Source organism: Dyella lipolytica, from assembly GCF_030160075.1.
Taxonomy (GTDB): domain Bacteria; phylum Pseudomonadota; class Gammaproteobacteria; order Xanthomonadales; family Rhodanobacteraceae; genus Dyella_B; species Dyella_B lipolytica.
Window position 1 is genome coordinate 769,294 of sequence record NZ_BSNQ01000003.1, and the last position, 26,483, is coordinate 795,776.

Genomic DNA, 26,483 nt, shown 5'->3' on the forward strand with positions numbered 1-26,483 from the left:
TTCAGCGCTGAAGCCAGCGACGAATGACGGATGAGCGGGTTGCATAAGCGGCGTGCCCGGGTATGGTCAGTTCAACCGTGGTGCCTTGCGGGTTGGCACCTCGGATGATCAGTCGGCCTCCAAGTTGCGATGCGCGTTCGCGCATGCCCGCTACGCCCCAATGCCCCACCTTTTGCTGTTCTTGGATCTTTTCTTCGGTCATGCCGATGCCGTTATCCGTGACGTCCACGATGAAGGCCTTTGGTGTGTAATTGACCGACACAATCACCCATTCGGCCTCGGCATGCTTGAAAGCGTTGATGACGCTTTCACGTACGATCGTGACAACTTCCTCGCAAGCGCAGGGACGAAGCGTGCGAGACTTCCCTTCGACACGAATGGAGAAGTGCGTCGCTGAATGGATCGCGGCGTCGGTTCCGATGGTTTCCAACTTTTCAATCAGGTCCGTATAACCGGACGTAGCGACCCTAAGCTCGTTAATGGCATCGCGTCCTTCGGTCAGGACGGCGCGCATCTTCTCTTCGATTCCGGTTATCCGAAGCTGCTGGTTTTCCGATAGATCGCGGCTGCGTGAAAGCACCTCGATTTGCAGGAGCATGCCTTGCATACCTTGAAGAAGCGTGTCGTGCAGATCGCGCGCAATGCGTTCGCGTTCGGACAAACGTTCTTCCATTAGTAACTGGTAACGCCGTTCGACGAGCCTGAGGCGGAGCATGTAGATCAGCGACAGGGCAAGCACGAGAACACAGGCCATCAATACCCTGAACCAGGGTGTCTGGTAGAAGGCCGGCATGATCGTGAAATTCAACGTGGCAGGCTGCGGGCTGGCGATGCCGTCTTCGTTGATTGCAACGACCTCGAAATGATAGTTGCCGGGCTGCATATGGGTATAGAAGACCTCGCGCCGGCCTCCGTCGTCCTGCCATTCGTCATCCACTTCTTTGAGCCGATAACGGAAATGCACACGTTCCGGCATGGACAGCGAGGGCGCGGTATAAGCAATGTGGATACCCTGCGTACTCGGCGGTAACGAGGGTACAGAGGCTGCCGGCCAGCTGGAATTTCCCGAGGCCAGGGTGTTTATCGAAACGTCTGGTGCAATCGTATTGCGCCGGATGTGAGTCGGGTCGATCCAGGAAAGATTCTGCTTGGTCGCGACCCAGATGCGCCCGTCCGTACTTTCGATCATGGTCGGGCCGGGGCGAATGGGAATGGGAACTCCGTTGATGCCATCCGCCTGCTTGAAGAGTTCATAGCTTGGTGTATAGCCTGGCTGCTTGAGCCATTTTGCAATTTCGTCGGCGTCTATCCGATATACGCCATCGGGTCCGTTGAGCCATAGCTCGCCCGTTCGTGTTTCTACGACACCCGACATGCCTCGAAGAGTGTTGTCACCTTTGCCTACCAAGCTCGTGAATGTGCCTGAAGGGGACAGGTAAGCAACACCATTGTCACCGGTGACCCAAGCGTGCGTGCCGCGCACGTCGAGGGCAAACACGTTTCCGACGTTCAGGCCATGGGTCGTGTCGTAGAGCTTGACATGATCGCGGTCGACAACCGCAATGCGGTTGTCGGGGTAGGTCAGCCAGATGCGGCCTGACTCATCGCTAAGGACGCGAATGGCCGGCCCTTTCGGCAAAGCCGTCAGGCCGCCGTTGAGAGTCCAGGCTCCCTTGGACAACTTGAAGACTCCGACTTTGACGATGGATATCCACACGTCGCCCGCTGCGTCTTTCGCGATACCTTGGCAGGCTTGCAGAGCTTGCCCGCCATGGTCGTCAACCAGGGTGCCGGGAGGCGGAGGAACGTGGTCAACGTGCGAGCCGTCGTAGGTTTCCAGATCACTTCTTCCGGGCATCCAGACGACGCCGTGGCTGTCCACCGTCGAACAGTCAGCACCTCGTCCAAAGCCGGCAATGCGGACAGGATCCTGGTCGCCCTTGATGTACAAACCGTATTCCCGAGGGCTGCCTACCCATATGCCGCCAAGTGCATCGGCAGCGATGGTGATGTTGGTCACGTCGTTCGGGAAGTTGCTCGCGAAATGGACTGGCGTAAATTTTCCGACCGAAAAGCGGTCGACACCGTCTTCTGTCGCTACCCAGACGTTTGATTCGCGGTCCATGAAATAGATGAGCACGAATTGGCCCGTCAATCCATCGTGTCGATCGAAGTGTTCCTCGGAGGCAGGCGAACTATTTCCATCGCTCCAACGCACGCGAGTTATGCCACCCTGATCTTCACGCGTGAACCACAGAGCGCCCGATGGATCGCGCAAGCTTGCCCAGTAGGGGTAGCTTTTCTCTAACGCCATGCCGGCAGGAAGCCCGATAAGATCTCGCTTGCCTTGCAAAAAGTCGACAGGTTGCAATTGATCGCCGCGTTCGTCGAGTACGTAAGCGGTGTCGATATCGAAGAGATAGATCTTTCCGTCGACTTTTCCGAACCATTGCGGAAGATGACCTGGATAGCCTCGAGACGGACCCACCGTTTCCCATCGGTCACCTTTTTGCCGAGCGACACCGCGTGTCGTTGCAATCCAGAGCGTATGGTCTGCGGCCCGCGCAAAACCTATGACGCTTCCACCGGGCAGGGCAGTGGAGGGAATGTTCGATACCTTCCCGTCATGTAGCAAGCTGATGCCGCCGAATGTGTAGCCAATCCACAGGTCGCCATTCGGCTCCGCGTAGAGGGAGAAAATGCTCGTGGTCGGCAACAGGCGGGTCACACTGTTATCGAAGTGCTCTCCATCAAATCGGTACAAACCATTTTGGGTTGCAAACCACAAAAAGCCGTCCGGCGTCTGGGCGATTGCCGTGCTGCTGGCGGGAGCGCCATCCCGTGACAGATAGGCGCGGTGCTGGAGCTGACTCAACAGCAACCCATAGGGCGTTTGCGAAGACAGAGGGACGACGACGTGCGGCGGCTCGGCGGGTAACGCTGTTTGGGGAAAACAAAGGCCAGCCAGCAGAATGCAGCTAAGGGATGAGCACAGTTGCTGGGCTAGGCCGCTGACCAATCGCCTGGCCAACATGGAGGCCTTTTTGCCGTTGGCATGCATGCCCGTGGAGCCATAACGAAGGATACGCCAAGCCATTAAATATACGCTCATTAGCAGTCGTACACTGCTTTTCACCAGACGGAAGCTGAGAAAGTCCCAGAAAAACAAACTTGCAGTCGGGCAAGCCGGACATGCTTGGACAAGCATGCTTCAAATTGCATAAAGCAGTCATGGTTTGAGACGCATAACTACCCATTTGGGGGGCGAAGGAGCCTGGGGTGGCCGATAGAGTGAAAGATAAGTCGGCAGACAACCGAGGTGCCTCCCATGAGCGTCAGAGCCGCAGTTGCTCGAGCACCGCGAAGCGCTGAAACCGCCTATGCGATCGCGTGGGGATTCGCGGCGGCCTTCTATTTTCTGGAGTACGCCTCGCGGTCCGCACCGGCCGTGATGATTCCGGAGCTTTCGCAGGCATTTGGCGTTACCGCCCTCGGCGTCAGCGCCATCTTGGGTTACTACTACTACACGTATTCCACCACCAGTTTGGTCGCAGGCATCCTCCTCGATCGCTTCGGTGCCCGTTACGTCGTGCCAGCAGGCATGGCGCTGCTGGCCGTGGGCTGTCTGCTTTTCGCCGTGCCTAGCACTTCAATGGGTAGTATCGGACGTCTTTTGCAGGGTGCAGGCTCGGCATTCGCTTTCACGGGTGCCGTGTACCTTGCATCGCACGGTTTTTCTGCAAAGAAGCTCGCGACGGCGATTGGATTCACACAGTGCTTCGGCATGCTGGGCGGCACCATGGGGCAAATCGCCGTGGGGCCGCTTATTCATGGCTTTGTAAGCACGGGCCAATTCTGGACGGGATTGGGCATCGTAGTGTTGCTGGTTGCGGTGGGTTTGTTACTGGTGACACCACGCGAAACGCATGTGGCCGCGACCGGTGAAAAGCGTAACTTCCTTACGCCTTATAAAGTCGTGCTCAGCAATCCGCAATCATACATCTGCGGCATCGTTTCCGGTCTCCTGTTTGCTCCGACGACCATCGGAGATATGGTTTGGGGCGTGCGCTTCTTTCAGGAAGACAGATTATTCAGCTATCACGACGCGGTCTTCGCCATCTCGATGGTGCCGCTTGGTTGGGTCTTCGGCTGTCCGCTCTTCGGGTGGCTGGCCGATGCATTGCATCGTAGAAAGGTGGCGCTGCTTATCGGCGTAAGCGCCATGCTTGTATGCGCTTTGCAATTGACGTTTCTTCCGGGTGCGTTGCCAAGCTGGGTCACACTGCTCGTATTCGGCATCTCGTCGGGAGCGGCGATGATTCCTTACACGATCATCAAAGAGGTCAATCCGGACAACGTCAAGGGAAGCGCAACCGGTGCCATCAACTTCATCACCTTCAGCGTTACAGCGCTGCTAGGCCCGATCTTTTCCAGTCATTTCGGAAAAACATTGGGCTCGTCTGTGGTCAATCCCGAGTTTCATTTCTTTCAGTCTGGATTGTTCTGGGTGGCGATCATCGCGCTGGCCTTGTTGGTCTCGCTGGCGTTGCGCGAGACGGGAAGGAAGGCGATCGGTAACTGAGAAATCGTGAGGTCAACAAACGCATGCCTCTTTATACACTCGTGACACAGAAGGGAACGCTTGACCCACAGGCCAAGGTTCACCTGGCGAGACAATTGACATCCTTTCATTCCGAATATGCCGGCGTGCCGCCCAACTGGGTACATGTCGTGTTCCACGAGTTTCAGCCCGGCGACGGCTTCACCGCCGGTGAACCAGCGCCCGCGGCGGCGCTTACGCTCCTGATTCGATCCGGAAGATCGACGGAATATAAGAAGGGATTGCTGACCCGGCTATGGCATATGTTTCAGACGGCCACGGGTGCGCCCGATGATCAAATCGTCATTGGGATACAAGAAGTATCTCCCAGCCAGGCGATGGAAATGGGGCAGATCATGCCCGACGTCGCAGCGGAAAAATAAACGCGCAAAACCTGCTTGCTAAGGTCGGTCGTTGCCTTGAGATATTCCGGCCTTGCGCATTAAATAAATGCCATGGAGGATCGTGACCTCGATACCTGGGAAGCGAAATCCATGAAGCACCCGACACTTCCAACCCTGCTCAGCTTCAACGCGGGCTACATCGATGCGGCCGGATTTCTGGCGTTGCACGGCCTCTTTACGGCGCATGTGACAGGCAACTTCGTGACGCTTGGCGCCGCGCTCGTGTATCGATCGAGCGGTACGTTGGCGAAAATTTTGGCGATCCCCGTATTTTGCGTCGTCGTCTTCTGTGCGCGCATCGTCCACTTCAAACTGGCGAGCCTCGGCAAACCTATCTTGCGCACACTCTTTTTTGTGGAGTTGCTGCTTTTGATTCTTGGGGCGTGGCTGGCGTGGACGCTTGGTCCTTTCCACGATGCGGATGACATGGCGACGGTCGCGGTAGGCATGATCTTCGTTACCGCCATGGCACTCCAAAACGCGGTGCATCGTGTCCATCTTTCCTATGCGCCGCCTTCGACGCTCATGACGGGTACCACTACGCAAATCATGCTCGACCTGGCGGACAAGTGGCACGGCGGTTTAAGCGAAGAGCAGGCATTGGCGATCAATTCCCGCATCGTCCGCTTTAGCGGAAATGTTGCTGTGTTCGCGTTTGGGTGCGGATGCGGCGCGCTTATGTTTGCCGTCGTCAGCGTCAAGTGCTTCGCTCTGCTGCCGATAACCGCTGCCTTGGCTTACGTTCACAACGAAGCAAAAACCAAATAATGACCGAGATGTCACCGACATGACGACGGTTCGACTACATGGAGTAGAAGCACAAACATTCTCAAGGCAATAGTTTCGTCCAATACGGCAATCGGCATTCGCGGCATCTTTACGGCAAAGCTCTGAACCATTTCGTGTCAGACCGCCATACAGGTACCGCATGTCTAAAACCGTCAAAGAAAGCAATCACAGCGCAGACGCCAACGCTACCGTCTCTCGTCTCTTTGTGCTCGAGCTGAACGCCGGGCTCATTCACTCGATGAATACGGATGGTTCCGATCGAAAAACCGTTGTGACGGATTGCCACTTGCCGGATGGCATCGTGGTCGATGTCGATGCGGGTCATATCTACTGGACCAACATGGGCATCCCGAACTTGAACGACGGGTCGATCGAACGCGCCGACATTGATGGCAAGAACCGGAAGACCGTTCTCGCACAGGGATGGACCCACACGCCGAAGCAGCTCATTCTCGATAAAAGAGACCGCAAACTTTATTGGTGCGATCGCGAGGGAATGCGTCTCATGCGCTGCAATCTTGACGGCTCGCAGCTGGAAACACTTATCGAGTCTGGCCACAGCGATATCGAACGTCGAGATCAGACAAGGTGGTGTGTCGGATTGACCATCGACCCGAAATACGGGCACATCTACTGGTCGCAAAAAGGTCCAGATAACGCCGGGCTTGGTCGCATCCTCCGAGCGAATATTGAGATTCCCGCCGGCCAAACGGCGGCGAACAGGACCGACATCGAGATCTTCTTCGATGGCCTGCCGGAGCCGATCGATCTCGAGCTCGATGTCGAAAACCGCGTCCTGTACTGGACCGACCGCGGCGATCCTCCGCGCGGCAACACGGTCAATCGCGCCTCCATCGACAACAAGCCGGCCGAGCCGGAGATCGTGATAACTCATCTGATGGAAGGCATCGGCATCGCTCTGGATGTGCCTGGCGACCGCATGTTTGTGACCGATCTTGCGGGATCGATTTACTCCGCACGGCTCGATGGATCCGGCGAGAAAAATTTCCTTTACGCGCAGGGCAACCTGACCGGCATCGCATACGCCGAAGTTCCAAAGGAGCAATGATATGTCGCAAAACAAGCCCATTCGCCGAGTTGCCATTATCGGCACAGGGGTCATCGGCGCCAGCTGGGCCTCACTCTTCCTAGCCAAGGGTCTGGACGTGGTGGCGACCGACGTTGCGCCAGGCGCGGAAGCTGCATTGAGGCGCTTTGTTTCCATGGCCTGGCCGGCACTGCAACGGCTCGGCCTCGCATCCGGTGCTTCCCAGGACCGGCTGTCGTTCACTGCGAGTCTTGCCGATGCCGTCAAGGACGCTGATCTGGTGCAGGAAAACGGGCCAGAGAAAATCGATTTCAAGAAGACGCTCTATCGTCAACTGGACGAGCTGTTGCAACCCAGCGTCATCATTGCTTCAAGCTCGTCGGGCTTGACGATGAGCGAGATCCAGTCGGCGTGCGAACTGCATCCCGAACGCTGCGTCATCGGTCATCCCTTCAATCCGCCGCATCTGGTCCCGTTGGTCGAGATCGTCGGCGGTGCAAAGACCTCGCAGGAGACGATCGAGCGCGTCGACAAGTTTTACACGAGCCTCGGCAAGCGGACTGTCCGCGTGAAGAAGGAAGTGCCTGGGCATGTAGCGAATCGTTTGCAGGCTGCATTGGCGCGGGAGGTCTACCATCTCGTCGCCGACGATGTCGTCAGCGCTGCCGATGTCGACACGGCACTGTGCTGGGGACCCGGTCTGCGCTGGGGCATCATGGGTCAGCTGATGCTCAATCATCTCGGTGGCGGCCAAGGTGGCATCGAACATTTCTTTCAGCAATTCACCGGGCCGATGACCGCCTGGTGGAAGGTGCTGGGGAACCCGCAGCTGACCCCTGACGTCCAGAAGAAACTGATCGACGGCGTTCATACCGAGGTCGGTTCGCGCTCGATCGATGACCTTGCCGCAGAGCGCGATGAAGTCCTGCTCGGACTGCTCGAGTTGCGCAACAAAGTCGACAAGTCGAGCCAAACGAAGTCGACAACGCCGGTCGCCTGACATTGGGCGCCACCGCCAAGATCGATCATCTGTCTGCAAATTTTCCGGCTTTCACGCCGAAAGAATGGGAGTTCTAAGTGTCCACAGCAACCGCGACTAACAAGTCCGCCGGGCCGAAGCCCGTGCCCGTGCCCAATGGCGATTTCTATCAGTTGGTCGACCTTCTCACTCCCGAGGAGAGAGCAGTGGTCGGAAAAGTACGGACATACATGGAGACCCATGTCCGGCCGGTCATCAACAAGTACTGGGCCGATGACGCGTTTCCATTCGAACTGCTGCCTTCGTTCAAGAACCTCGGCATCGGCGGGCTTGGTTATGAGGGCTATGGTTGCGCGGGCGGTAGCCAGAAACTATTCGGCTACGTCGCGATGGAAATTGCGCGTACCGATGCATCGATGTGTACGTTCTTCGGTGTGCACAGCGGCCTGGCGATGGGCTCGATTTATCTCGACGGATCTGAGGAGCAGAAACAGAAGTGGCTGCCGCCTATGGCGCGGTTCGAAAAAATTGGTTGCTTTGGGTTGACCGAACCACTGGTCGGTTCAGGAACTGCGGGCGGCCTGACCACGACGGCGACGCGCGACGGCGACAGCTGGATTCTCAATGGCCAGAAACGATGGATCGGCAACTCGCCATGGTGCGACATTTCGATCATCTGGGCGCGGGATGTGGCTGACAATCAAGTCAAGGGTTTCATCATCGAGAACAAGACCACGCCGGGATTCAGCGTCGAGAAGATGGAGCACAAGATCGCGCTGAAAGTCGTCCAGAACGGTCAGATCACGTTGACAGACGTGCGCGTGCCGGAGGCGAATCGCCTGCAGGGCGGCAACTCGTTCCGCGACACGGCGCGCGTGCTGCGGATGACGCGGTACATGGTGGGTTGGGCATCCACCGGCATCCAGATGGGCGCGTTCGAGGCAACGCTTAAATACACGCAGGAGCGATCGCAGTTCGGGAAGCCGATCGCTTCGTTCCAGTTGGTGCAGGACTTGCTCGCAAAGATGCTCGCCAACGTAACTGCATGTCAGTGCTTGATGCTTCGGCTCGCGCAACTCGATGACGAGGGGAAGCTCAGCGATCACCAGGCCGCACTCGCGAAGGCATTTTGCACGGCCAAGTCGCGCGAGACAGTCGCGTGGGGGCGCGAGCTCCTGGGCGGCAACGGTATTCTCGCCGACTACGACGTCGGACGTTTCTTCGCGGATGCCGAGGCACTTTATTCTTACGAAGGCACGTATCAGATGCAAAATCTGATCGTCGGTAAAGCCATCACCGGCTACGGCGCCTTTGTTTGACGCGTGCCACGGCGATCAGCCGAAAAGCTTAAGGAGATGGAAATGCCCGAGATCGTGACCGAGCGCATCGAGAACGTACTTCGAATCCAGTTCAACCGACCGGAAAAGAAGAACGCGATGACCTTAAACATGTACTCGACAGTAGCCGGGCTGCTCAATGCCGCTGCCAAGGACGACGAAACGCGGGTTGTGCTCCTGCACGGCGTCGGCGATGCATTCTGCGCGGGCAATGACCTCGGGGATTTCCTCCACAACCCCCCGAAGAGTGACGACAGCCCGCAGGCGCGCTTCTTCGCTGCACTGATCGCGTTCGACAAGCCGCTTATCGCCGCGGTGCATGGTGTCGCCATCGGAGGGGGCACGACCATGCTCACGCACTTCGACTTCGTGTACGCCGCGGAGCACACGAGATTCCAGATGCCCTTCGTGAATCTCGCCCTGGTGCCGGAGCTGGGAACGAGCTATTGGCTTCCCGCGCAGATCGGCTACCTCGCCGCAGCGGAATTGGTCCTATTGGCACTGCCGTTCGATGCAAGCCGCGCGGCACAGCTGGGTTTCGTCACGCGCGTCGTGCCCGCGGCAGACCTCATGGCGACAGCGCTGGACACGGCACACAAGCTGACACGACAGCCGGCCGGGGCGGTGCGTGCGAGCAAGCGACTGATGAGGCGCACCTTGAGCGCTCACATGGCGGCTGCTGCGGAACTCGAGTTCCAAGAGTACGCGTCGCGCTTGCAGTCGGGTGATGCCAAGGAAGCCCTCGCGGCCTTCCTCGAAAAGCGCCAGCCCGACTTCACTAAGTCCAACGCCTCGGTTGGAGGATCCTTGCAATGACCTCACCCCTAACTGCCTCGACACTCGAATCCTCTTCGGCAACGGGGCTGAAGCTCGAGAACGCTCTGTACGAGAAGAAGGGTTCGATCGCCCACGTGACGGTGAATCGGCCCAAGGTGCTCAACGCGCTGAATACGGCGACATGGACCGACTTGAAGGCTGCCTTCGAGGAGGCGAAAGCCGACGCCTCCGTGCGTGGAGTGATCCTGACCGGCGCTGGCGACAAGGCATTCATTGCCGGCGCCGACATCAGTGAACTTGCGCATTTAGGTGCCTACGAAGCGGAGGAATCCAGCCGGTTCGGGCAGCACGTGCTGGATCTCATAGAGAATCTCGGCAAACCGGTCATCGCCGCGATCAATGGCTTTGCGCTGGGCGGCGGCTGCGAGACGGCCATGGCCTGCACGATGCGCATCGCTGTAGAACACGCCCGATTTGGGCAGCCCGAAGTGAAGTTGGGCCTGCTGCCAGGCGGTGGCGGAACGCAACGTTTGCCGCGTCTGGTAGGAAAAGGGCATGCGTTGCAGCTGATCCTCACAGGCGAGACGATTTCCGCACAGGAAGCCTATCGCATTGGTCTCGTCAACGAAGTCGTTTCTGCAGACAGCCTAATTGAGCGTGCCGAAACCATCCTGAAGCAGGTCGCGGCCAACGCACCGATCGCTGTGAAGCTCTCCTTGGATGCGGTGAATAAGGGGATGGACAGCAGCCAAAGCGCAGGCCTTGCGCTGGAGGCTTCCTATTTCGGCATTTGCGCCGCTACAGAAGACAAGAAGGAAGGCACCTCCGCTTTCCTCGAGAAACGCGTACCCCAATTTCTGGGGCGGTGAAGTAACGGCCGCACGCAGCAATTCAGAGAGAACAGACATGGCAAGCGACAATATTTTTTCCGGATTGAAAGTGGTGGACATGGCGAGCTTCATCGCAGGCCCCAGCGCCGCGGTGATCTTGTCCGACTTCGGCGCTGACGTCATCAAAGTGGAACCGCCGAGCGGCGAACTGTGGCGACACGCTCACAACGCTCCGCCGCAACCGGTCGCCGAGGATGCTTACCCCTGGCATCTGAACAATCGCAACAAGCGCGGTATGGCGCTTGATCTGAAATCTCCGAGTGCACACCAAGTACTCGAAAAGCTCGTCAAATGGGCCGATGTGCTCATAGTCAATACGCCGCACCCGGCGCGCGCGCGACTTAAGCTTGAATATCAAGATGTGCTGCCATGGAATCCGCGCCTGATCTACGCGGACGTCACGGGTTTCGGCGAAAACGGGCCCGATGCCGATCTCCCTGGCTTTGACATCACCTCGTACTGGGCTCGCAGCGGATTGCTGTCGATGACGCGCGATGCCGGCGCGCCACCCACCTGGCCGGTGGCTGGTAGCGGCGACAATGCGACCGCAGTCGGACTCTATTCGGCGATTGTTACTGCCTTGTATCGTCGCGAGCGAACGGGGGAGGGCGCGCATGTCACGACCTCGCTGCTTGCGGAAGGTATCTGGTCTGCCAGCGTTTCGATTCAGGCTGCGCTGTGCGACGCCAAATTCTTTGGGCAGCACGATCGCAAAAATCCTGCAAATGCGGCGATGAACGTCTATCGCGCTGCGGATGACACGTGGTTCGTTCTCGTCGTCACGTCCGACAAATTGGAGGCCGTGGCGAAAGCGATAGGCCGCCCCGATCTGCTGACCGATCCGAGATTCTCCGATCCGGTGAAGCTGATGGCGAATATGCCGCAGCTCACCTCGATACTGGACGACGTTTTCGGTGCGCAGCCGATGGAGCATTGGCACAACGTGTTCAGGGGCATCCATGTGACGTTCGGCGCCGTGCGTGATCCGCGGGAAGTCATCAATGATCCGCAGATCCAGGCGAACAACATCATCGTTCCGCTCGAAGGTGCCGGCGGCAAGCTGACGTCCACGATCAGTAGTCCGCTTCATGTGCATGGCGTTACCAAGGTATCCGCCAAGCGTGCTCCAAGAATTGGAGAGCACAACGAGGAGATCCTCCGCCAGCTAGGATTTAGTGCAACCGACATCGAAGGTTTGCGCGCGAGCGGCGCCGTTCCACAGGTAAAGGAACCCGCCGTTTAGCGCAGCGACACTGGCGCTACGCCGAACAAGACGAAGGGCATACAGAGGATGCCCTTCGGAGCCTCGTCCATCTTGGGTAAGAATTATTATTCGGTGTCGCCAAACCACGGCTTGACGCCGGGCGACGGATCGAAGGGCTTGCCGGCCTTGTGCAATTCCGAGTGATACAGGTTCCACTCGGTTCGCACGATGTCGACGGCAACCTGCAGCATCACACCCTGCCGGATCGGGCGCACCTTGTACGTGTATGCATCGGGACGCGCGACTTTCGCTTTCGCGCGGGCGATGGCCGTAGCCTCGTCAGGCGGCGTTTCCTGTGCCACTTCGATGGGGCCGAACTTCATCGGATGGATAGCCTTGTACATGAAGACCGTTTTCACGCCTTCGATCCTCGACGCGTCGAACTTGTATTCCTTCGTAGGCGTTTTCGGCGATGCGGCCCTGAGAAATGCCATCTCCTGGCCTGGGGTGGGAAAGGGCCCCTCGTAGACGATCTCGGTGGTGGCATCGTCGGTCCGTTTAAGCGACTTGCGCATCGCGTCCCAGTCCGTCACGAAGCCGTATTCGGGCTTCGCCTTGATTTTCGCGAATGCCTGCTCGTCGGTCAGTTTGCTTCTGCCGGGCTCCTCATAGAACGGTCCAGCAAACGCCTGCGTCGTCCCGCCGCTGTATACCTGACTGTGGGTCGGTGCGATCACCCGTGCGCTACCGCCGAACGCGGTCTGGACTTCACCAAGCATCGCCTCACTGCGACCCAGGTTGCAGCCGCGGATCAGTACATTGGTCCAGAAGCCGATCAACTCGGGGTCGGGCTTCACCAGCGAGCCCTTCTCATTGGCCTCCTTAAGCTCCGAATACTGCAGTTGTCCGGGCGTTTTGTCGGTCTTGTTCAACGAGAACGCGACGGTTCCGTCGGGATGAGCGTGCGACACGATGATCAGGTTTGCCACCGGCTTGGCGCCGGCGTTGATCCGCTCATTGATCCCGTCGAGATCGCGCACGTCCTCTACCATCGTCGCAGACGGATATTGCGCCTGGAAATACTTCTTCGCCTCGGTATAGAACTGGTTTTTTTTGTTCGTATCCTTACCCATGATGAACACGTAGTCGATCGTGCCGCGCGCCGTGTCGACACCGGCAATCTGCGTTTCGAGTTCCTTCGCGACCTGTGCGACCTGGCCTTTGGCGAGGCGCTGCAACACCTCGTCGCCGGCGACGACGAAGCCTGTGGTACGCGGTCCCTTTCCTTTGCTTTCGATCGTAATGCCCTTGTGATTCTTATCGTAGCGGCTGCCGCTCAGCTCGAAATGCATGTCGAGCCCGCGACTGTTAATCAGTCGCCACAGCACTTCATGCACCGCGAACTGCGGTGTACCCGACTTGATCGCCCGCGTCGCGAGATCCGTGACGGCCTTGTCTTCGTTGTCGATGGCCGCGAGTTCGTCGGGATCGGTCGGTTTGCGTTGCACGCACGGTGCACTCGCGCGTTGCTGCTGCACGTGCACGAGTTCGTGCGCGAGCAGATGCCGACCCTGCTGCGTATCGGGTGCGAACTTGCCGGCGCCGAACACGATATCGTGACCGAGCGTGTACGCGTCGGCGCGCAATTCGCGGGCAGAGCACTCGGCTGCCGGGCCGCTGTGGATACGCACCGCCGAAAGATCGAAACCCAGCCGCTGTTCCATGTCCTGGCGTACGGTGGGTGCGAGCGGCGCGCCACCTCCCGCGAGCGTCGGATCGACCGTGCGCAAAGCAGCGACTGCGTAGCCGTCCGATGTGCTTGCCTGGGAGATACGAGGAGCGGCCATATGGACGGCGCCCGGCGAAGTATTTTGAACCACCTTGTCGGCGATCCGCTCGGCCTCTGCTTCGAGTGGATCTCCGTCCGTGCTACTACCGGCTGCGTGCCGGCACTGCACGCGCACGGCCTGCGATTGCGGCTGGCTGTTAGGCGGAAATAGAGGGATGTGAGAAAGCCGGGCGGGTGTCACCAGAGTTGCCGGATCGGTCTGGTGTGCGCGCTGTTCCCCGGGTTCGGTTCGCGAAACCGTGCGTTGCTGCGCCACGAGACGGCTGGTCGGGAGGTGATCAGAACCGCTCTTGGGCGCTACTCCCTTGCTTGGCGGAGCAAACATGGCGGCGTACCTCTCGTGAGAAGCATCGGTCCGACCGTAAACGCTAGCACACTGCGGGCGCCGTTGCCTTCATATCGCCCACGATTGCCGTAGCGCGTTGCGCGAGAGGCGCGTCGTTGCTGCACGGCCGCAGCATATAACGTACCAACGAACGCGTCGGGTGCAGCACCCGGCAGATCCATCGTTCGGCGTACTCCAAGCGACGACAGGCATGAGCCACCACCTGCCATCGACAGTTCGGGCTCGGACGTTTCCTTTGTTCGCCTTTCGCGATTACGTTTTGCAAAATCATTTACGCGAAATTTACGCACTTCAAGAAAATTTCCGAGACGAAATTTTGAACAAGACAAAGGATGTTTAGTAGCGATTTGTTTGTTTCTTTTTTATTTCATTTTTTTACTTTCTAAATTTAGACGTCTAAATGAGTAGTGCATCTCAATACTTAAATATTTACCCGAAAGTGTTAGGAAAACTCTCATTTGTGCATTGCGGTGATCGTTAGCAGCGCGGATGATCCCGCCACCCCATCTAAGTTCATTCGGGACTAATCCATTGGACACGCGTTTGTCGTGGCCAGGCTTGCGACCGTCTGACGAATACATGTGCCGTGCCGCATGTTTTTTGTGAGGGGCTACATAGTCAAAAGGGGACGACAGTGGGACTGCATGCTTATCTGGAAGTCGTAGCTTCGAAATACAGCCGTGCACCCCATAGACGAAGAGCCAGGCCAGGCGGCGCGATAACGGCAGACAGAGTACGGACGCTCTGCTTGATGTTTCTTGTACTGCTGGCATCGGTGACCGCTCGTTACGCTGACGCCCAACAGGTAGAACCGACGCTGCCAAGCTCGCAGCGCTACACGATCAATCTCGCCGCGGGCGTTCCTCAGTACATTGGGGACGCAAGCTCGACGTCGAATGCTCCCCAGAGTAACTGGTGGTTCGAGAACACCAATAATTCGACATCGTATTCAGCGCCTGGCTTGAACGAGAGTTCCGATAGCAGCGCCACCTGGACACAAGTGGGCTTGCCCTACGATGCCAATATCTCGCGCACCTTCATCAACCAGACTTCGGGCGGCGGCCAGGGGTCTTTGACGGGAAACTTCAACTGGTACCGTCTGCATTTCAAGGTGGATCCGAAGTACGCCGGTCAAAAGTTCCTGCTGAACGTCGAAGGATCGCACACCGGTATTCAGATCTTTATAAACGGTAAGTTGTTGCCCGGCGCCAGCGCTGTGGCGGCCGATGCGCAGGCTACCCATGTAGTGGGTTTCATCCCGGTGGTCGTCGACTTGACGCCGTATATCGTTGCGGATGGCAAGACGGACAATGTCATCGCCATCGATGTCTCGCGCGGTGCTCCGTGGTTTGAGAACCCGAACTTTTCCGGCGCGTTCCGCTTCGGTCAGGCCATGGCGGGACTGTTCCGCAATGTGAAACTGTACGTCACCAATCCAGTTCATATTCCGCCGAACGTTTATTCGAATCAGAAGACCTGGGGTACTTACGTCGGAACGGTATCCGAGGTTCCGGCTGCGCAGGGAACGGCCACTGCCGCTTCGGCAGTCGTCGAGGTACAAACCAATGTACTGAATGAGACGACAGCGACGCAGCAAGTCACGTTGACGACGCAGATCGTGGATGCCAAGGGCAACGTCGTTGCCACGGCACCGCCGATCACGCAGGCCGTGCCGGCGATGACGCCAAGCACGTTTCCGTCCGGCGCGACGCCGATGTTCGACCAATTGATTACGGTTCCCAACCCGACGTTGTGGTATCCGAACAATGCGAACTGCGGAACGCCGCCGGTATCGTGCGGGTCGCCTTATCTGTACAAGGTCTACCACATCGTCAGCGTGAACGGAGTCGTGGTTGACTCGACGCAGAGCACGCTTGGCATTCGGACGATCACGTGGGATTCGAACTTCCCTTACTTCAATGGTCATGCCGTTTATCTGTGGGGCGGCTCGAGCCGCTACGACTATCCGGGACTTGGATCGTCGGTTCCCGATGAACAATGGTGGCGCGACATGGCGCAGATCGCTGCGCAAGGCGGCAATGTATGGCGGCCTGGCCACTCGACCAGCAGTGAAGAGATGGTGGAAGCCGCCGATGCCTACGGCATCATGATCGATCAGCCCAGCGGCGATGGCGAAGGTTACTGGAATGCCAGTTCCAATCCGACGGCCGACGACCTGCAGCTGAAGCAAGAACTGCATCGCGACATGATCATTCGCGACCGTAGCCATCCGTCCATTCTCGATTGGGAGAGGGACAACGGTGGCATGAATCCGACGCTCGCAACCGAACTCGGCACCATCGAGACGACCTGGGACAGCATCCATCCGCGCGGAAGTGCCGATCGCACCTACAGTTCCTCCTACGGTTTGATTGACGAATGCGACGGCGCCGGTTGCGAAGTCGGCAACAAGCAGCAGAACCCGAACAACCCGGCATTTGGTGCCGAGTATTGGGACAACATGGGCACCGGTCGCGGCCTGGCCTATGACTATGAGTTGGCGTTTGCGGCGCCGTATCTTGACGACTGGCGGCGGGGAAGGGCGGCCAACGCGTTTGGCATGGCGCAATGGTATTTCGCCGAGTCTCCAGGCGAGGTCAGCCTCTGGGCCGAATATCAGAATCAGCCCAACATGGTGAACTTCGTGCGCTCGCTGGGTTACTCCTCGACCGATGCGAATCGTTTCCCTCGATTGCTTTACTACATCTATCAAGCCAACTGGATACCGTATTCGGTTCAACCGGTCGTTCACCTGGCGCATCACTGGAACCGCGCCTACGAGTACACCGCAGGGACTCCGATTCAAGAGAACGCATTCAGCAACTGTCCCGCGGTGCGTCTGTTGATCAACGGCGTTCCCAATGATCCGGTCACGGGCACGCTGCTTGCGGACCAGACGCCCAATCCGTGGAACGTCAATTCCAGCTCGAACCTGACGCAGAACACCACAGTCATGCCCGGGCAGGTGCACTGGATGGTGAACTGGGCTCCTGGCACGGTCACCGCCGAATGCCTTGATGCGAACGGCAATCCGGTGGCGGGCGTGAGCGATACGCGCACGACAGCGGGGACGGAGAACAAGATTGTTCTCAGCGTCGTTCCTGAAATGATCAAACCGAACGGCACGAGTTTTCAGTGGACCGCTAATGGCTCGGATGCGGCCTTTGTGGTTGCACAGGTGGAGGACGCCGATGGCAACCTCGTGCCGACGGCAAAGGACAACGTCACGTTCTCCGTTACCGGACCCGCAACTTACATGGGCGGCACGCAGCAGCTGGTGGCCGATCCATCGTGGACCAGTTACTACCAGGACGCGTTCTCGCAGGCGAACAGCAATGTGATTCAAGGATTGCCCTACGCTTTCTTCCACTCGCCCGGCGATCCGGAGCTGAACTTCGAAGGCGGATTGCAGAAGATCGCGCTGCGCAGCACGTTTACGCCCGGCACCGTCACCGTGACGGCGAGTGCGCCTGGGCTGACAAGCGGCAGCGTTACGCTGGCCTCGGTCGCGCCGCCTTCTGTTGCGCAATCGCAGGCGCCGGTCATCATCGTTCCTCCCGTGAGCGTGGCAACCACGTCGGGCTTTCCGGCGACCTTCAGTGTTGTGGCTTCAGGCTCCGGTACGCTCAGCTATCAGTGGTCTGACTCCAGCGGCCCGATCGCCGGCGCAACCAGCGCCACCTACACCACGCCTGCGACGACTGCTGCAAACAACGGCGACACCTTCACGGTGACGATTTCCAGCAGCTTGGGTTTGGGTACGGTGACTTCTACGCCGGTCACCCTCAGCGTCGACGCGCCCGCGAACGTTGTCATCACCACGCAGCCGGCTTCCCAATCGGTGGTGGATGGGCAATCGGCCACACTCACCGTTGCGGCAACCGGTTCGCCGACACTCACCTATCAGTGGTATCAGGTCGGCTCGGGCGCCATTGCCGGTGCCAATCAAGCGTCGTACACCACGCCGGTCTTTACGGCGGCGGGAAGCACAAGCTTCTATGTTGTCGTCGCCAACGACCTCGGCTCGGTTCAATCGTCGAACGCCGTGGTGACGGTCGATGCGGCAACACCGGTGTCCATTGCTACGCAGCCAGCCAGCTCCATCGCGCCCGTCAATGAACCGGTTCAGTTCACGGTTGTCGTTGCCGGGTCTGCGCCGTACACGTATCAGTGGCAGTTCACGCCTGCGGGCGGCACCGCCACCATTCTCACCAGCGGAACGCAACAGTCCAATACGCTTACGTATACGATCCCAGCGGTGAGTGCCGCGAACGTCGGCTCGTACACGGTCACGGTGAACAATGCCGCGGGCACGCCTATCACCAGCAACGCGGCGAAAATCACGTTGGCGCCTCCAGGCGTCAATATGGCCCTGAACGCGCTCGCAACCTCCAGCAGCACGCAGAATGCGTGCAACGACGGAACGACAACACCGCCGTTTACAGGCACGGGATGCCTGGGGCCGGAGAATGCTGTCGATGGCAATGTTTCCACACGGTGGGGTTCCGCAACCGCCGGCGCACCACCCACGCCCGCGGTTCCCGGCGTCGATCCCTCGTGGTTGCAGATCGACTTGGGTTCGGTGCAGTCCTTCAATACGGTGATCATCAACTGGGAAAATGCCTATGCGACCCAGTATCAGATCCTCTATTCCAGCGGCGATCCCAACGACCCGTCCTCCTGGAAAACGGCCACTACCAACAACGCGGGTGCGGGCGGAACGGAAACGCTCAACTTCCCGACAGTAAGCGGTCGCTATATCCGGCTAAACGGGACACAGCGCGCGACGCAGTACGGCTACTCGGTCTATGAGTTCCAGGTCTATAACGTGGCGCAATGTTGCGGCGTAACGGATCGATATACCGTCAACGCGTCGAGCCCCAGCTTGGTGACGGATAATCTCACCGGTTTGACCTGGACCCGCACCGTGATGACAGATACGGCGGCAGGTTCGCAGTTCACCGGTGTGAATGCGCAGGCTTATTGCGCGAGCATCAATATGCGTCTGCCCACGCAATCGGAAGCGCTAAGCATCAGCGGCGTCAACAACAACTCCACCGCCTTCTCAGGAACCTGGAGTACGTGGACGTCAACGGTCGATCCGAACGACTCTACGAAAACCGCGTTGGTGAACTTCGACGGCACGTTCGGCTACCAGGTCACCAACAACTACCCGGGCGCCACGCTGTGTGTCTCCGGCACCGACGCCGGAACGGTGCCCACCATCACAACGCAGCCGAGCAATCAGACAGTCGCCATTGGACAGACGGCAACCTTTAACGTAGCGGCCACCGGCCTCGGCAGCTTGACCTACCAGTGGTCGAAGAACGGAAGCCCCATCGCCGGCGCAACGTCATCCAGCTACACGACACCGGCTACCACGGCGGCCGACAATAGCTCGGCGTTCACTGTGACCGTAGGCGACGTATTCGGTACGACGCCCAGCAACATCGCCACGCTCGCCGTGCAACAGAATAGTTGCAGCGCCGTTCCGAGCACGCCGGGAACACTGATTGCGGGAAGCAATGCTTCCAGCCAGGTGAACCTGACGTGGGGTGCGAGCACGGCGGCAAACGGCTGTACCGTCAGCTACACGATCTATCGCGGTGCCGTTGCCGGGTTCGTTCCCTCCAGCGCAAACCAGATAGCCACCACCGCTGGAACGACCTATTCGGATACCAGCGTGGCTGCTGCTACCACGTATTACTACATCGTCGTGGCCACCGACGGGGCAGGGGCTTCAACGGCCTCCAACACCGCCACGGTGACGACGCCCGTCGCAACCTGCACCACGAACTGCAGTAGTTCGGATGCCATTGCGATCAGCGCAGGTGGTCCTGGTGCTGGCAGCTTCGCCGCTGATGAAGATTTCGTGGGCGGCACGGCATCGGGCACCAATGCGACGATCAATATCAACGGAGTGACCAACCCCGCGCCCGAGTCGGTCTATCAGAACCAACGCTTCGGCAACTTCACCTATACGCTTCCAGGTCTGACGCCAGGAACGACGTACACCGTGCGACTGCACTTCGACGAGTTCTACTGGACTCAAGCAGGGCAGCGCGTGTTCAACGTCAGCATCAACGGCACGCAAGTGTTGACCAACTTCGATGTCCTCGCGGCCGCTGGCGGTCAGGACATTGCGATGGTCGAGCAGTTTGCCGCGACGGCCAATGCGCAGGGACAAGTCGTTCTTCAGTTCGCCACCGTCAAAGACAACGCCGAGGTCAACGGTATCGAAGTCGAAGCGGCGACTGCGACGAATACACCGCCCAACGCGCCGTCGAACCTGGCGGCAACGGTGGCTTCCTCCAGCCAGATCAACCTGAGCTGGACCGCCTCGGCGACATCGGGAGTGAAGTACACGGTGTTCCGCAACGGAACGGCGGTGAGCAATGCCCAGGCCGGAACGACCTATAGCGACACTGGCCTGACATCCACCACCACGTACTCCTACACGGTCGAGGCCGTCGATTCGGCAGGTACGTCGATGGCTTCCAACACCGCGACGGCGACCACGTTCGATGTCAACTGCGGTACGTCGGGGTGTGGCTCGGATGTGCTTGCGATCAGTGCGGGTGGTCCTGCAGCGGGTTCCTATGTTGCCGATGAAGACTTCAACGGCGGTGCAGCATCCGGTACCGGCGCGACGATCAATACCTCCGGCGTGACCAATCCTGCTCCGCAGTCGGTCTATCAGAACCAACGTGTCGGCAACAACTTCAGCTATACGCTTCCTGGCCTGACTGCTGGCGCCAGCTACACGGTGCGCCTGCACTTCGACGAGTTCTACTGGACCAAGCCGGGACAGCGCGTATTCAACGTCAGCATCAACGGCACGCAGGTGCTGAGCAACTTCGACGTCTTCGCGACGGCGGGTGGGCAGGACATAGCGATCGCCGAGCCCTTTACGACAACCGCCAATGCGCAAGGGCAGATCGTGCTTCAGTTCAACGCGATCACCGACAATGCCGTGATCAATGGCATCGAAGTGGTTGCCGCTCCTATCGGCTCACCAAGTGGTCTGACGGCGACGTCCGTTTCCGCCAGTCAGATCAACTTGAACTGGACGGCCTCGCCAGCCTCTGGCGTGGTCTACGACGTTTTCCGCAGCACGACGTCTGGCTTTACGCCTTCCAGCGCCAATCAAATCGCCACGGCAACCGGCACCAGTTATTCGGATACCGGCCTGTCGGTGAACACGACGTACTACTACGTGGTCGAGGCTTCCAATGCTTCCGGCACGTCGGCTCCGACGGCGCAAGCCAGCGCTAGTACGATCGCCATTCCGCTCGCGCCGACGAACCTGACGGCAACCGCGGCTTCCTCCAGTGTGGTCAACCTGGGCTGGATCGCATCGTCGACGTCCGGCGTGACGTATACGGTTATTCGCAACGGTGTCGCCGTCGCGAATGGCGTGACGGGGACCTCTTACGTCGATAGCGGCCTAACGGCTTCGACGACGTACTCCTACGCTGTCGAGGCAGTTGACGCGGGCGGCACGTCTCCGGCTTCCAACACCGCCATCACCACGACATCGGCGTCGTCGCCGACGGTAACGGCACCTGCTATTACCACGTCGCCAACCAGTCAGACGGTCACGATCGGACGCACGGCCACGTTCACCGTGGTTGCCAGCGGTGGCTCACTGACTTATCAGTGGTCCAAGAACGGTGCAGCCATTGCAGGAGCAACCAGCGCGAGCTACACCACGCCGGGAACCACGGCCGCCGATAACGCCAGCAGCTTCACGGTCACGGTCAGCAACTCCGCCGGGTCTGCTCCATCGTCGTCGGCAACGCTGAGCGTCAATCTTTCGCCCAGCTACACGGTCGTTCCCGGTGCCATCGTCACCGACCTCAACAACAACACCAACGGTGCATGGGCAGACAATCAGATCTACGTCGAAATCCTCGGCAACGATCCTGTCACCGGTGCGCTCTCCTGGGTCAACTACAACGGCACGGTTACGCCAGCCAACGTAGCGGACAACACGGCTTCAAACGCACTGGTCGCGCCGAACGGGAAGACGTATCCCAACTACGCGTTCACGCTTGCGCAGAGCCATCAACTCACGCTGCCGCCGCTGACTTCCGGTCGTATCTATATTTCGGAAGGCAGCCCGCTTTATATGCCGATCATGGCCGGCGCAAACGGCGGCAACAACGGATACGCCGGGCCTAATCCGCTCAACGGTACCGATCCCAATATCAATGTTCACTACGATTGGTATGAGTTCGACTACGCCGCGAACGGTGGCATCTTCATCAACACCACCCAGGTCAATCAGTTCGGATTGCCGCTGCTGCTGGATGTGTGGGGAGCCAACGAAACCTTCCACATGCAGGTAGGCATCAACGAGTCGATCGCAAACATCGACCAGGAATACATCAGCCAAACGCCGGCAGCCTTCAACACGCCAGCACCGAACAACCTGCGCATTCTCTCGCCCGCGGAAACCACCTTCGGTACAGGTGGAGCGAATGGAAACTACTTCGACAGTGTCATCGCAAGCGCATGGGCGCAGTACAGCAGCACGCCTCTGACGCTAACCATCAACGGCCGCCAATTCACCGGCACCACCTCCGGATCGACCTTCACCTTTACCGAGGTCAATCCTGCGGCGGCCAACGTCGGCGAGACCTTTGTCGTCCAGCTACCATCCACACAGGATGTGCTGTTGTGCGCAGGGACGATGGCCAGCGGCGTTCCGGGAAGCTCACCCCAGCAACAGGATGAGAACGCCATACAGTTGCAGCTGGAGAACCAGATCTGCGCGGCGACGAACCGTGGCGTACTGCTTACTCCCGCGAACTGGGCGAATGCGTCGACCTATTACCAATCCTCGCCAGCCAACTTCTACTCGCAGTTCTGGCACCTGCACTCGGTCGGAGGAATGGCATACGGCTTCTCGTATGACGACAACAACAACCAGAGCACAACCATCACGACGCAACAGCCAGAGCACATGGCGTTCGGCATTGGCTGGTAATTGTTTGAAGCGCACCCATCCTGCTGGATATAGGTCCAGCAGGATGGTCGAGAAGGCGACTCGACGTCGAGCATTAATCCGCCGGCGACGAGGGAGATGAGCTGATCCAGGCAGTGCGTCGACACATCGACGCACTGTTTGCGGAGTCCCAACGCCGGTAGCAAGATATGTCGATTCCACCTAACCGTGTTCGTCATATCAATCAGAGGGCCATCCTCTGCTAACGGAATTGAGCCATGACCACTCAAACGGTTCGTCTCCACCGCGTAATCCGTTCCACGCCCGAGCGCGTCTATCGGGCCTTCCTGGATGCCGAAGCCATGGCCAAATGGCTACCGCCCAACGGGTTTACGGGCAAAGTTTATGAGCTGGATGCCAAAGTAGGCGGGCACTACAGAATGTCGTTCACCAACTTCACCACAGGCGATAGCCATGCGTTTGGTGGGGAGTATCTGGAACTTGTGCCCAATGAGCGGCTTCGGTATACGGGTGTGTTCGACAACCCGAACTTGCCGGGAACCATGCAGACGACAGTGTCGCTGCGAGCGGTTTTCTGCGGCGCGGAGCTGAGTGTGGTGCAGGAAGGTATTCCCGAAATGATTCCTGTCGAGGCATGTTACCTCGGCTGGCAGGAATCGCTGGTGTTGTTGGCGAAGTTGGTTGAAGCTGAAATCAGACAGTAAAAGAAAACGTGATGCGCGAGCGCTTCGAACACTTTACGCAATACGGCACGTCGGCTTCCGCTTAGGGGACCACCTATGCCATGGTTCGACTGTCGGGCGTGCCCATCCTCTTTTACGTGATTTTCCCGCGTGATTCTCCAATCAAGCCGGACAGATCCAGGGCAACGAATTGCCCTGGATCTGCAAAAGCGTGTAGCTATGCTTAGAAGACCGGATTAACCCAACCGGGCTGCCAAATCATACCGTTGATGTTGTTTATCTGGGGCTGAACGTCAATCAGACATTGGACGCCTACGGTGACGCACCCCTCCTGAATCGTTTCGTCGCCCGGCAGAACGTAGTTCTCGACGCCCGAACCGGGATAAACCGGCGACTGATATGCCGATCCGCTACAGCTTTCCAGTGCAACGACATAGTAAGAAGAGGACGTCGTGCCCATGTGGTAAGCCACGTTGTTGCAATAAACGACATCGCCCCCGATGACGGTGCCGCTGCTGTTGAGGAAAGTGACGACCTCGGCATAAGGGCGTGCCGCAAACGCCGACTGGGCGGCACCGAAAATGGCCAATGCCGCGATGGTCTTGATGAGTATCGACTTCACGTTTATCTCCTTTAAATGTTAGTCATGACCGCCGCAGTCGCTTCGCATAAAAGCGTTCCGTTATCTGCTTCAGGCGACCGGCGGCTATTTGAAACTAACAGAAAGGAGACATGACATTGATTTTCTGTAAAATAGATATAATTAATTAAAATCAATGACTTGTAACATCTTTCGGCGATCATTTGGAAATAGCGGATTTGTGAAGGTTATGTGTATTAATGCAATATATTGATTGCGTGGCTATTTAAGCTGCGGCTTGGCTTCTATCGAGGCTTCAGATTTAACAAGAGTGATTTCTGATTTTTGTGTAAGCAATTTCTGAAAAATAGATAAGCGTTAAAAGTCGTGACGCTTGGCACACTCCTTTATTTCGCGTAGGCGTAGGGCGTGACTGATGCAAGGATGTGGTTAATGCTGCGACGTAAAGGCGCTATCGCGACGCTGGCGATCACGGGGCTTATGCTCTGCGCCTGTTCGGACCTGCGTACCGACTACGTCAAGAAGCCGTCCAAGGCCTTGCCGCCGGCAACGAGCACAGCCAGCGCGCAATATGTGCATGCCAAGACGGAACAGCATCCCGACGAGTCCGGTTTTCGCTTAATGACGAACAGTACCAATGCGCTGATGAGTCGCATTGCACTGGCCGATCATGCAAAAACTTCTATCGATCTCCAGTACTACATCTTCAACAACGACGCGACAGGTCGGCTGGTGGCGCAACATTTGCTGGCTGCGGCGGATCGCGGCGTGCGCGTTCGACTACTGATCGATGATATCGGTGTGCATAACGAGATCGATATGCTGGATGCACTCGATGCGCATAAAAACATCAAGGTTCGATTGTTCAACCCGTTTTATACGCGTAACCCGACGTTCCTGTCCAAGCTAGCGCAATTTGTGTTTGAAGAGCGGCGGCTCAATCACCGCATGCACAACAAGTCATACATCGTGGATAACAATGTGGCTATCGTCGGTGGTCGCAACATAGGCGATGAATATTTCGATGCTGCCAATGAGAAGAATTTTCGCGACCTCGACCTGATCGCCATCGGTCCGGTCGTGAATGAAGCGTCGCACGCCTTCGACGAATACTGGAATTGCGATGACGCTTATCCGGTGACGGCGTTTCGTGGCAATCGCGTCAGTCATTACGATCTGGCACACCTGCGTGCCGACCTCGCCAAGGATGCGCGTGCGTTCGCTCAATCCGACTATGCGCAGGCCGCGTCGGAAGAGTTTCCAAGCGGTCCGTCGGCAGATCGCCCTGGCGTGTGGTTCTGGGGAAACGCCACGCTGGTTGCCGATCAGCCTGAGAAAGTAGAGGTGCCCGGAGACGATCCGTCGCTACGTATCGGGCCGCAAATCAAGGCCATGATCGATCACGCGCAACAGGACGTGTTGCTCATATCTCCCTACTTTATTCCGGGAGACCATGGCACGCATTACCTCGCTGGCCTCACTGCGCGCGGTGTCGCTGTGAAAGTGCTCACGAATTCGCTCGCTTCCACCGACGAGGCAGCGGTGTATGCGGGTTACTCACGTTATCGGCGCAGGCTTCTCGAGAGCGGTGTGCAGCTCTATGAACTGCGTCCCGCTGCAGGCTCGGAGCAGTCGGTGACCGCCAGGGGAACATCGTCTGGCGTCAGTCTGCATGCCAAGGCCATCGTGGTGGATAAGCAATGGGTCTTCATCGGTTCGATGAACATGGATCAGCGATCGAAACTGCTGAACACCGAAATGGGAATTATCGTCGATAGCCCGCCACTGGCAGCTGCTGTAACCCAGTTCTTCGATACGGCGACCGTGCCTGCAAATGCTTATCACGTCGTGCTCATACCAGCCGGTTCTTCAGGGGGAACCTTGCAGTGGCAAGCGAGCGATGCCGGCAAGCCGCTGGTCTATGGACACGCCCCCGATGTCACCACGACGCGCCGGATGGAAGTGTTCGTTTTCAGGCTGCTGCCGATTGAGGGAATGCTCTAGA

15 protein-coding genes are annotated in these 26,483 nt (G+C 58.2%); 12 read left to right on the top strand and 3 right to left on the bottom strand.

The window, feature by feature from the left end:
- Position 1: 1 nt before the first annotated feature.
- A complete protein-coding gene (locus QQL64_RS04925; protein WP_284396486.1) occupies positions 2-3,061 on the bottom strand; it encodes a sensor histidine kinase in 3,060 nt (1,019 codons plus the stop codon).
- Positions 3,062-3,328: 267 nt separating this feature from the next.
- Here QQL64_RS04925 and QQL64_RS04930 point away from each other — a divergent pair, with 267 nt between their 5' ends.
- The 9 genes from QQL64_RS04930 (at position 3,329) to QQL64_RS04970 (ending at position 12,067) form a co-directional block, all read left to right on the top strand.
- A complete protein-coding gene (locus QQL64_RS04930) occupies positions 3,329-4,582 on the top strand; it encodes an MFS transporter (protein WP_284396488.1) in 1,254 nt (417 codons plus the stop codon).
- A 23-nt stretch (positions 4,583-4,605) separates the two neighbouring features.
- A complete protein-coding gene (locus QQL64_RS04935; RefSeq protein ID WP_284396490.1) occupies positions 4,606-4,983 on the top strand; it encodes a tautomerase family protein in 378 nt (125 codons plus the stop codon).
- 72 nt (positions 4,984-5,055) lie between these two features.
- A complete protein-coding gene (locus QQL64_RS04940) occupies positions 5,056-5,772 on the top strand; it encodes a YoaK family protein (protein WP_284396491.1) in 717 nt (238 codons plus the stop codon).
- 160 nt (positions 5,773-5,932) lie between these two features.
- Positions 5,933-6,862: a DUF5050 domain-containing protein gene (locus QQL64_RS04945; RefSeq protein ID WP_284396493.1), complete on the top strand. Its 930-nt coding sequence runs from the start codon at positions 5,933-5,935 to the stop codon at positions 6,860-6,862.
- 1 nt (position 6,863) lies between these two features.
- Positions 6,864-7,841 carry a 3-hydroxyacyl-CoA dehydrogenase NAD-binding domain-containing protein gene (locus tag QQL64_RS04950; RefSeq protein ID WP_284396495.1) on the top strand — a complete coding sequence of 326 codons (978 nt, stop codon included), beginning with the start codon at positions 6,864-6,866 and terminating at the stop codon, positions 7,839-7,841.
- 77 nt (positions 7,842-7,918) lie between these two features.
- Positions 7,919-9,139: an acyl-CoA dehydrogenase family protein gene (locus tag QQL64_RS04955; RefSeq protein ID WP_284396498.1), complete on the top strand. Its 1,221-nt coding sequence runs from the start codon at positions 7,919-7,921 to the stop codon at positions 9,137-9,139.
- A gap of 42 nt (positions 9,140-9,181) precedes the next feature.
- Positions 9,182-9,973, top strand: coding sequence for an enoyl-CoA hydratase-related protein (locus QQL64_RS04960; RefSeq protein ID WP_284396499.1), 792 nt, complete (start codon positions 9,182-9,184; stop codon positions 9,971-9,973).
- The gene (locus QQL64_RS04965) at positions 9,970-10,803 is read left to right on the top strand and encodes an enoyl-CoA hydratase-related protein (RefSeq protein ID WP_284396501.1); all 834 of its coding nucleotides are present in this window, start codon (positions 9,970-9,972) and stop codon (positions 10,801-10,803) included. Before QQL64_RS04960 ends, QQL64_RS04965 begins: the two co-directional genes overlap by 4 nt.
- Positions 10,804-10,840: 37 nt before the next feature.
- Positions 10,841-12,067, top strand: a complete 1,227-nt coding sequence (locus QQL64_RS04970) for a CaiB/BaiF CoA transferase family protein (RefSeq protein WP_284396502.1) — start codon at positions 10,841-10,843, stop codon at positions 12,065-12,067.
- 86 nt (positions 12,068-12,153) lie between these two features.
- Here the strand turns inward: QQL64_RS04970 and QQL64_RS04975 are convergent, their stop codons facing one another.
- Positions 12,154-14,202 (bottom strand): eCIS core domain-containing protein, encoded by a 2,049-nt coding sequence (locus tag QQL64_RS04975; protein WP_284396503.1) that lies wholly within the window; start codon positions 14,200-14,202, stop codon positions 12,154-12,156.
- 772 nt (positions 14,203-14,974) lie between these two features.
- Between QQL64_RS04975 and QQL64_RS04980 the strand changes: the two genes are divergently transcribed.
- Positions 14,975-23,215, top strand: a complete 8,241-nt coding sequence (locus tag QQL64_RS04980; protein WP_284396504.1) for a beta-1,3-glucanase family protein — start codon at positions 14,975-14,977, stop codon at positions 23,213-23,215.
- 236 nt (positions 23,216-23,451) lie between these two features.
- Entirely contained in the window at positions 23,452-23,898 is a 447-nt protein-coding gene (locus QQL64_RS04985) for an SRPBCC family protein (protein WP_284396505.1), read from the top strand.
- Between the two features lie 202 nt (positions 23,899-24,100).
- Here the strand turns inward: QQL64_RS04985 and QQL64_RS04990 are convergent, their stop codons facing one another.
- Complete coding sequence (locus QQL64_RS04990; protein ID WP_284396507.1) at positions 24,101-24,499, bottom strand: hypothetical protein; 399 nt, start codon at positions 24,497-24,499, stop codon at positions 24,101-24,103.
- A gap of 411 nt (positions 24,500-24,910) precedes the next feature.
- Between QQL64_RS04990 and QQL64_RS04995 the strand changes: the two genes are divergently transcribed.
- Positions 24,911-26,482, top strand: coding sequence for a phospholipase D-like domain-containing protein (locus QQL64_RS04995; protein ID WP_284396509.1), 1,572 nt, complete (start codon positions 24,911-24,913; stop codon positions 26,480-26,482).
- Position 26,483 lies beyond the last annotated feature (1 nt).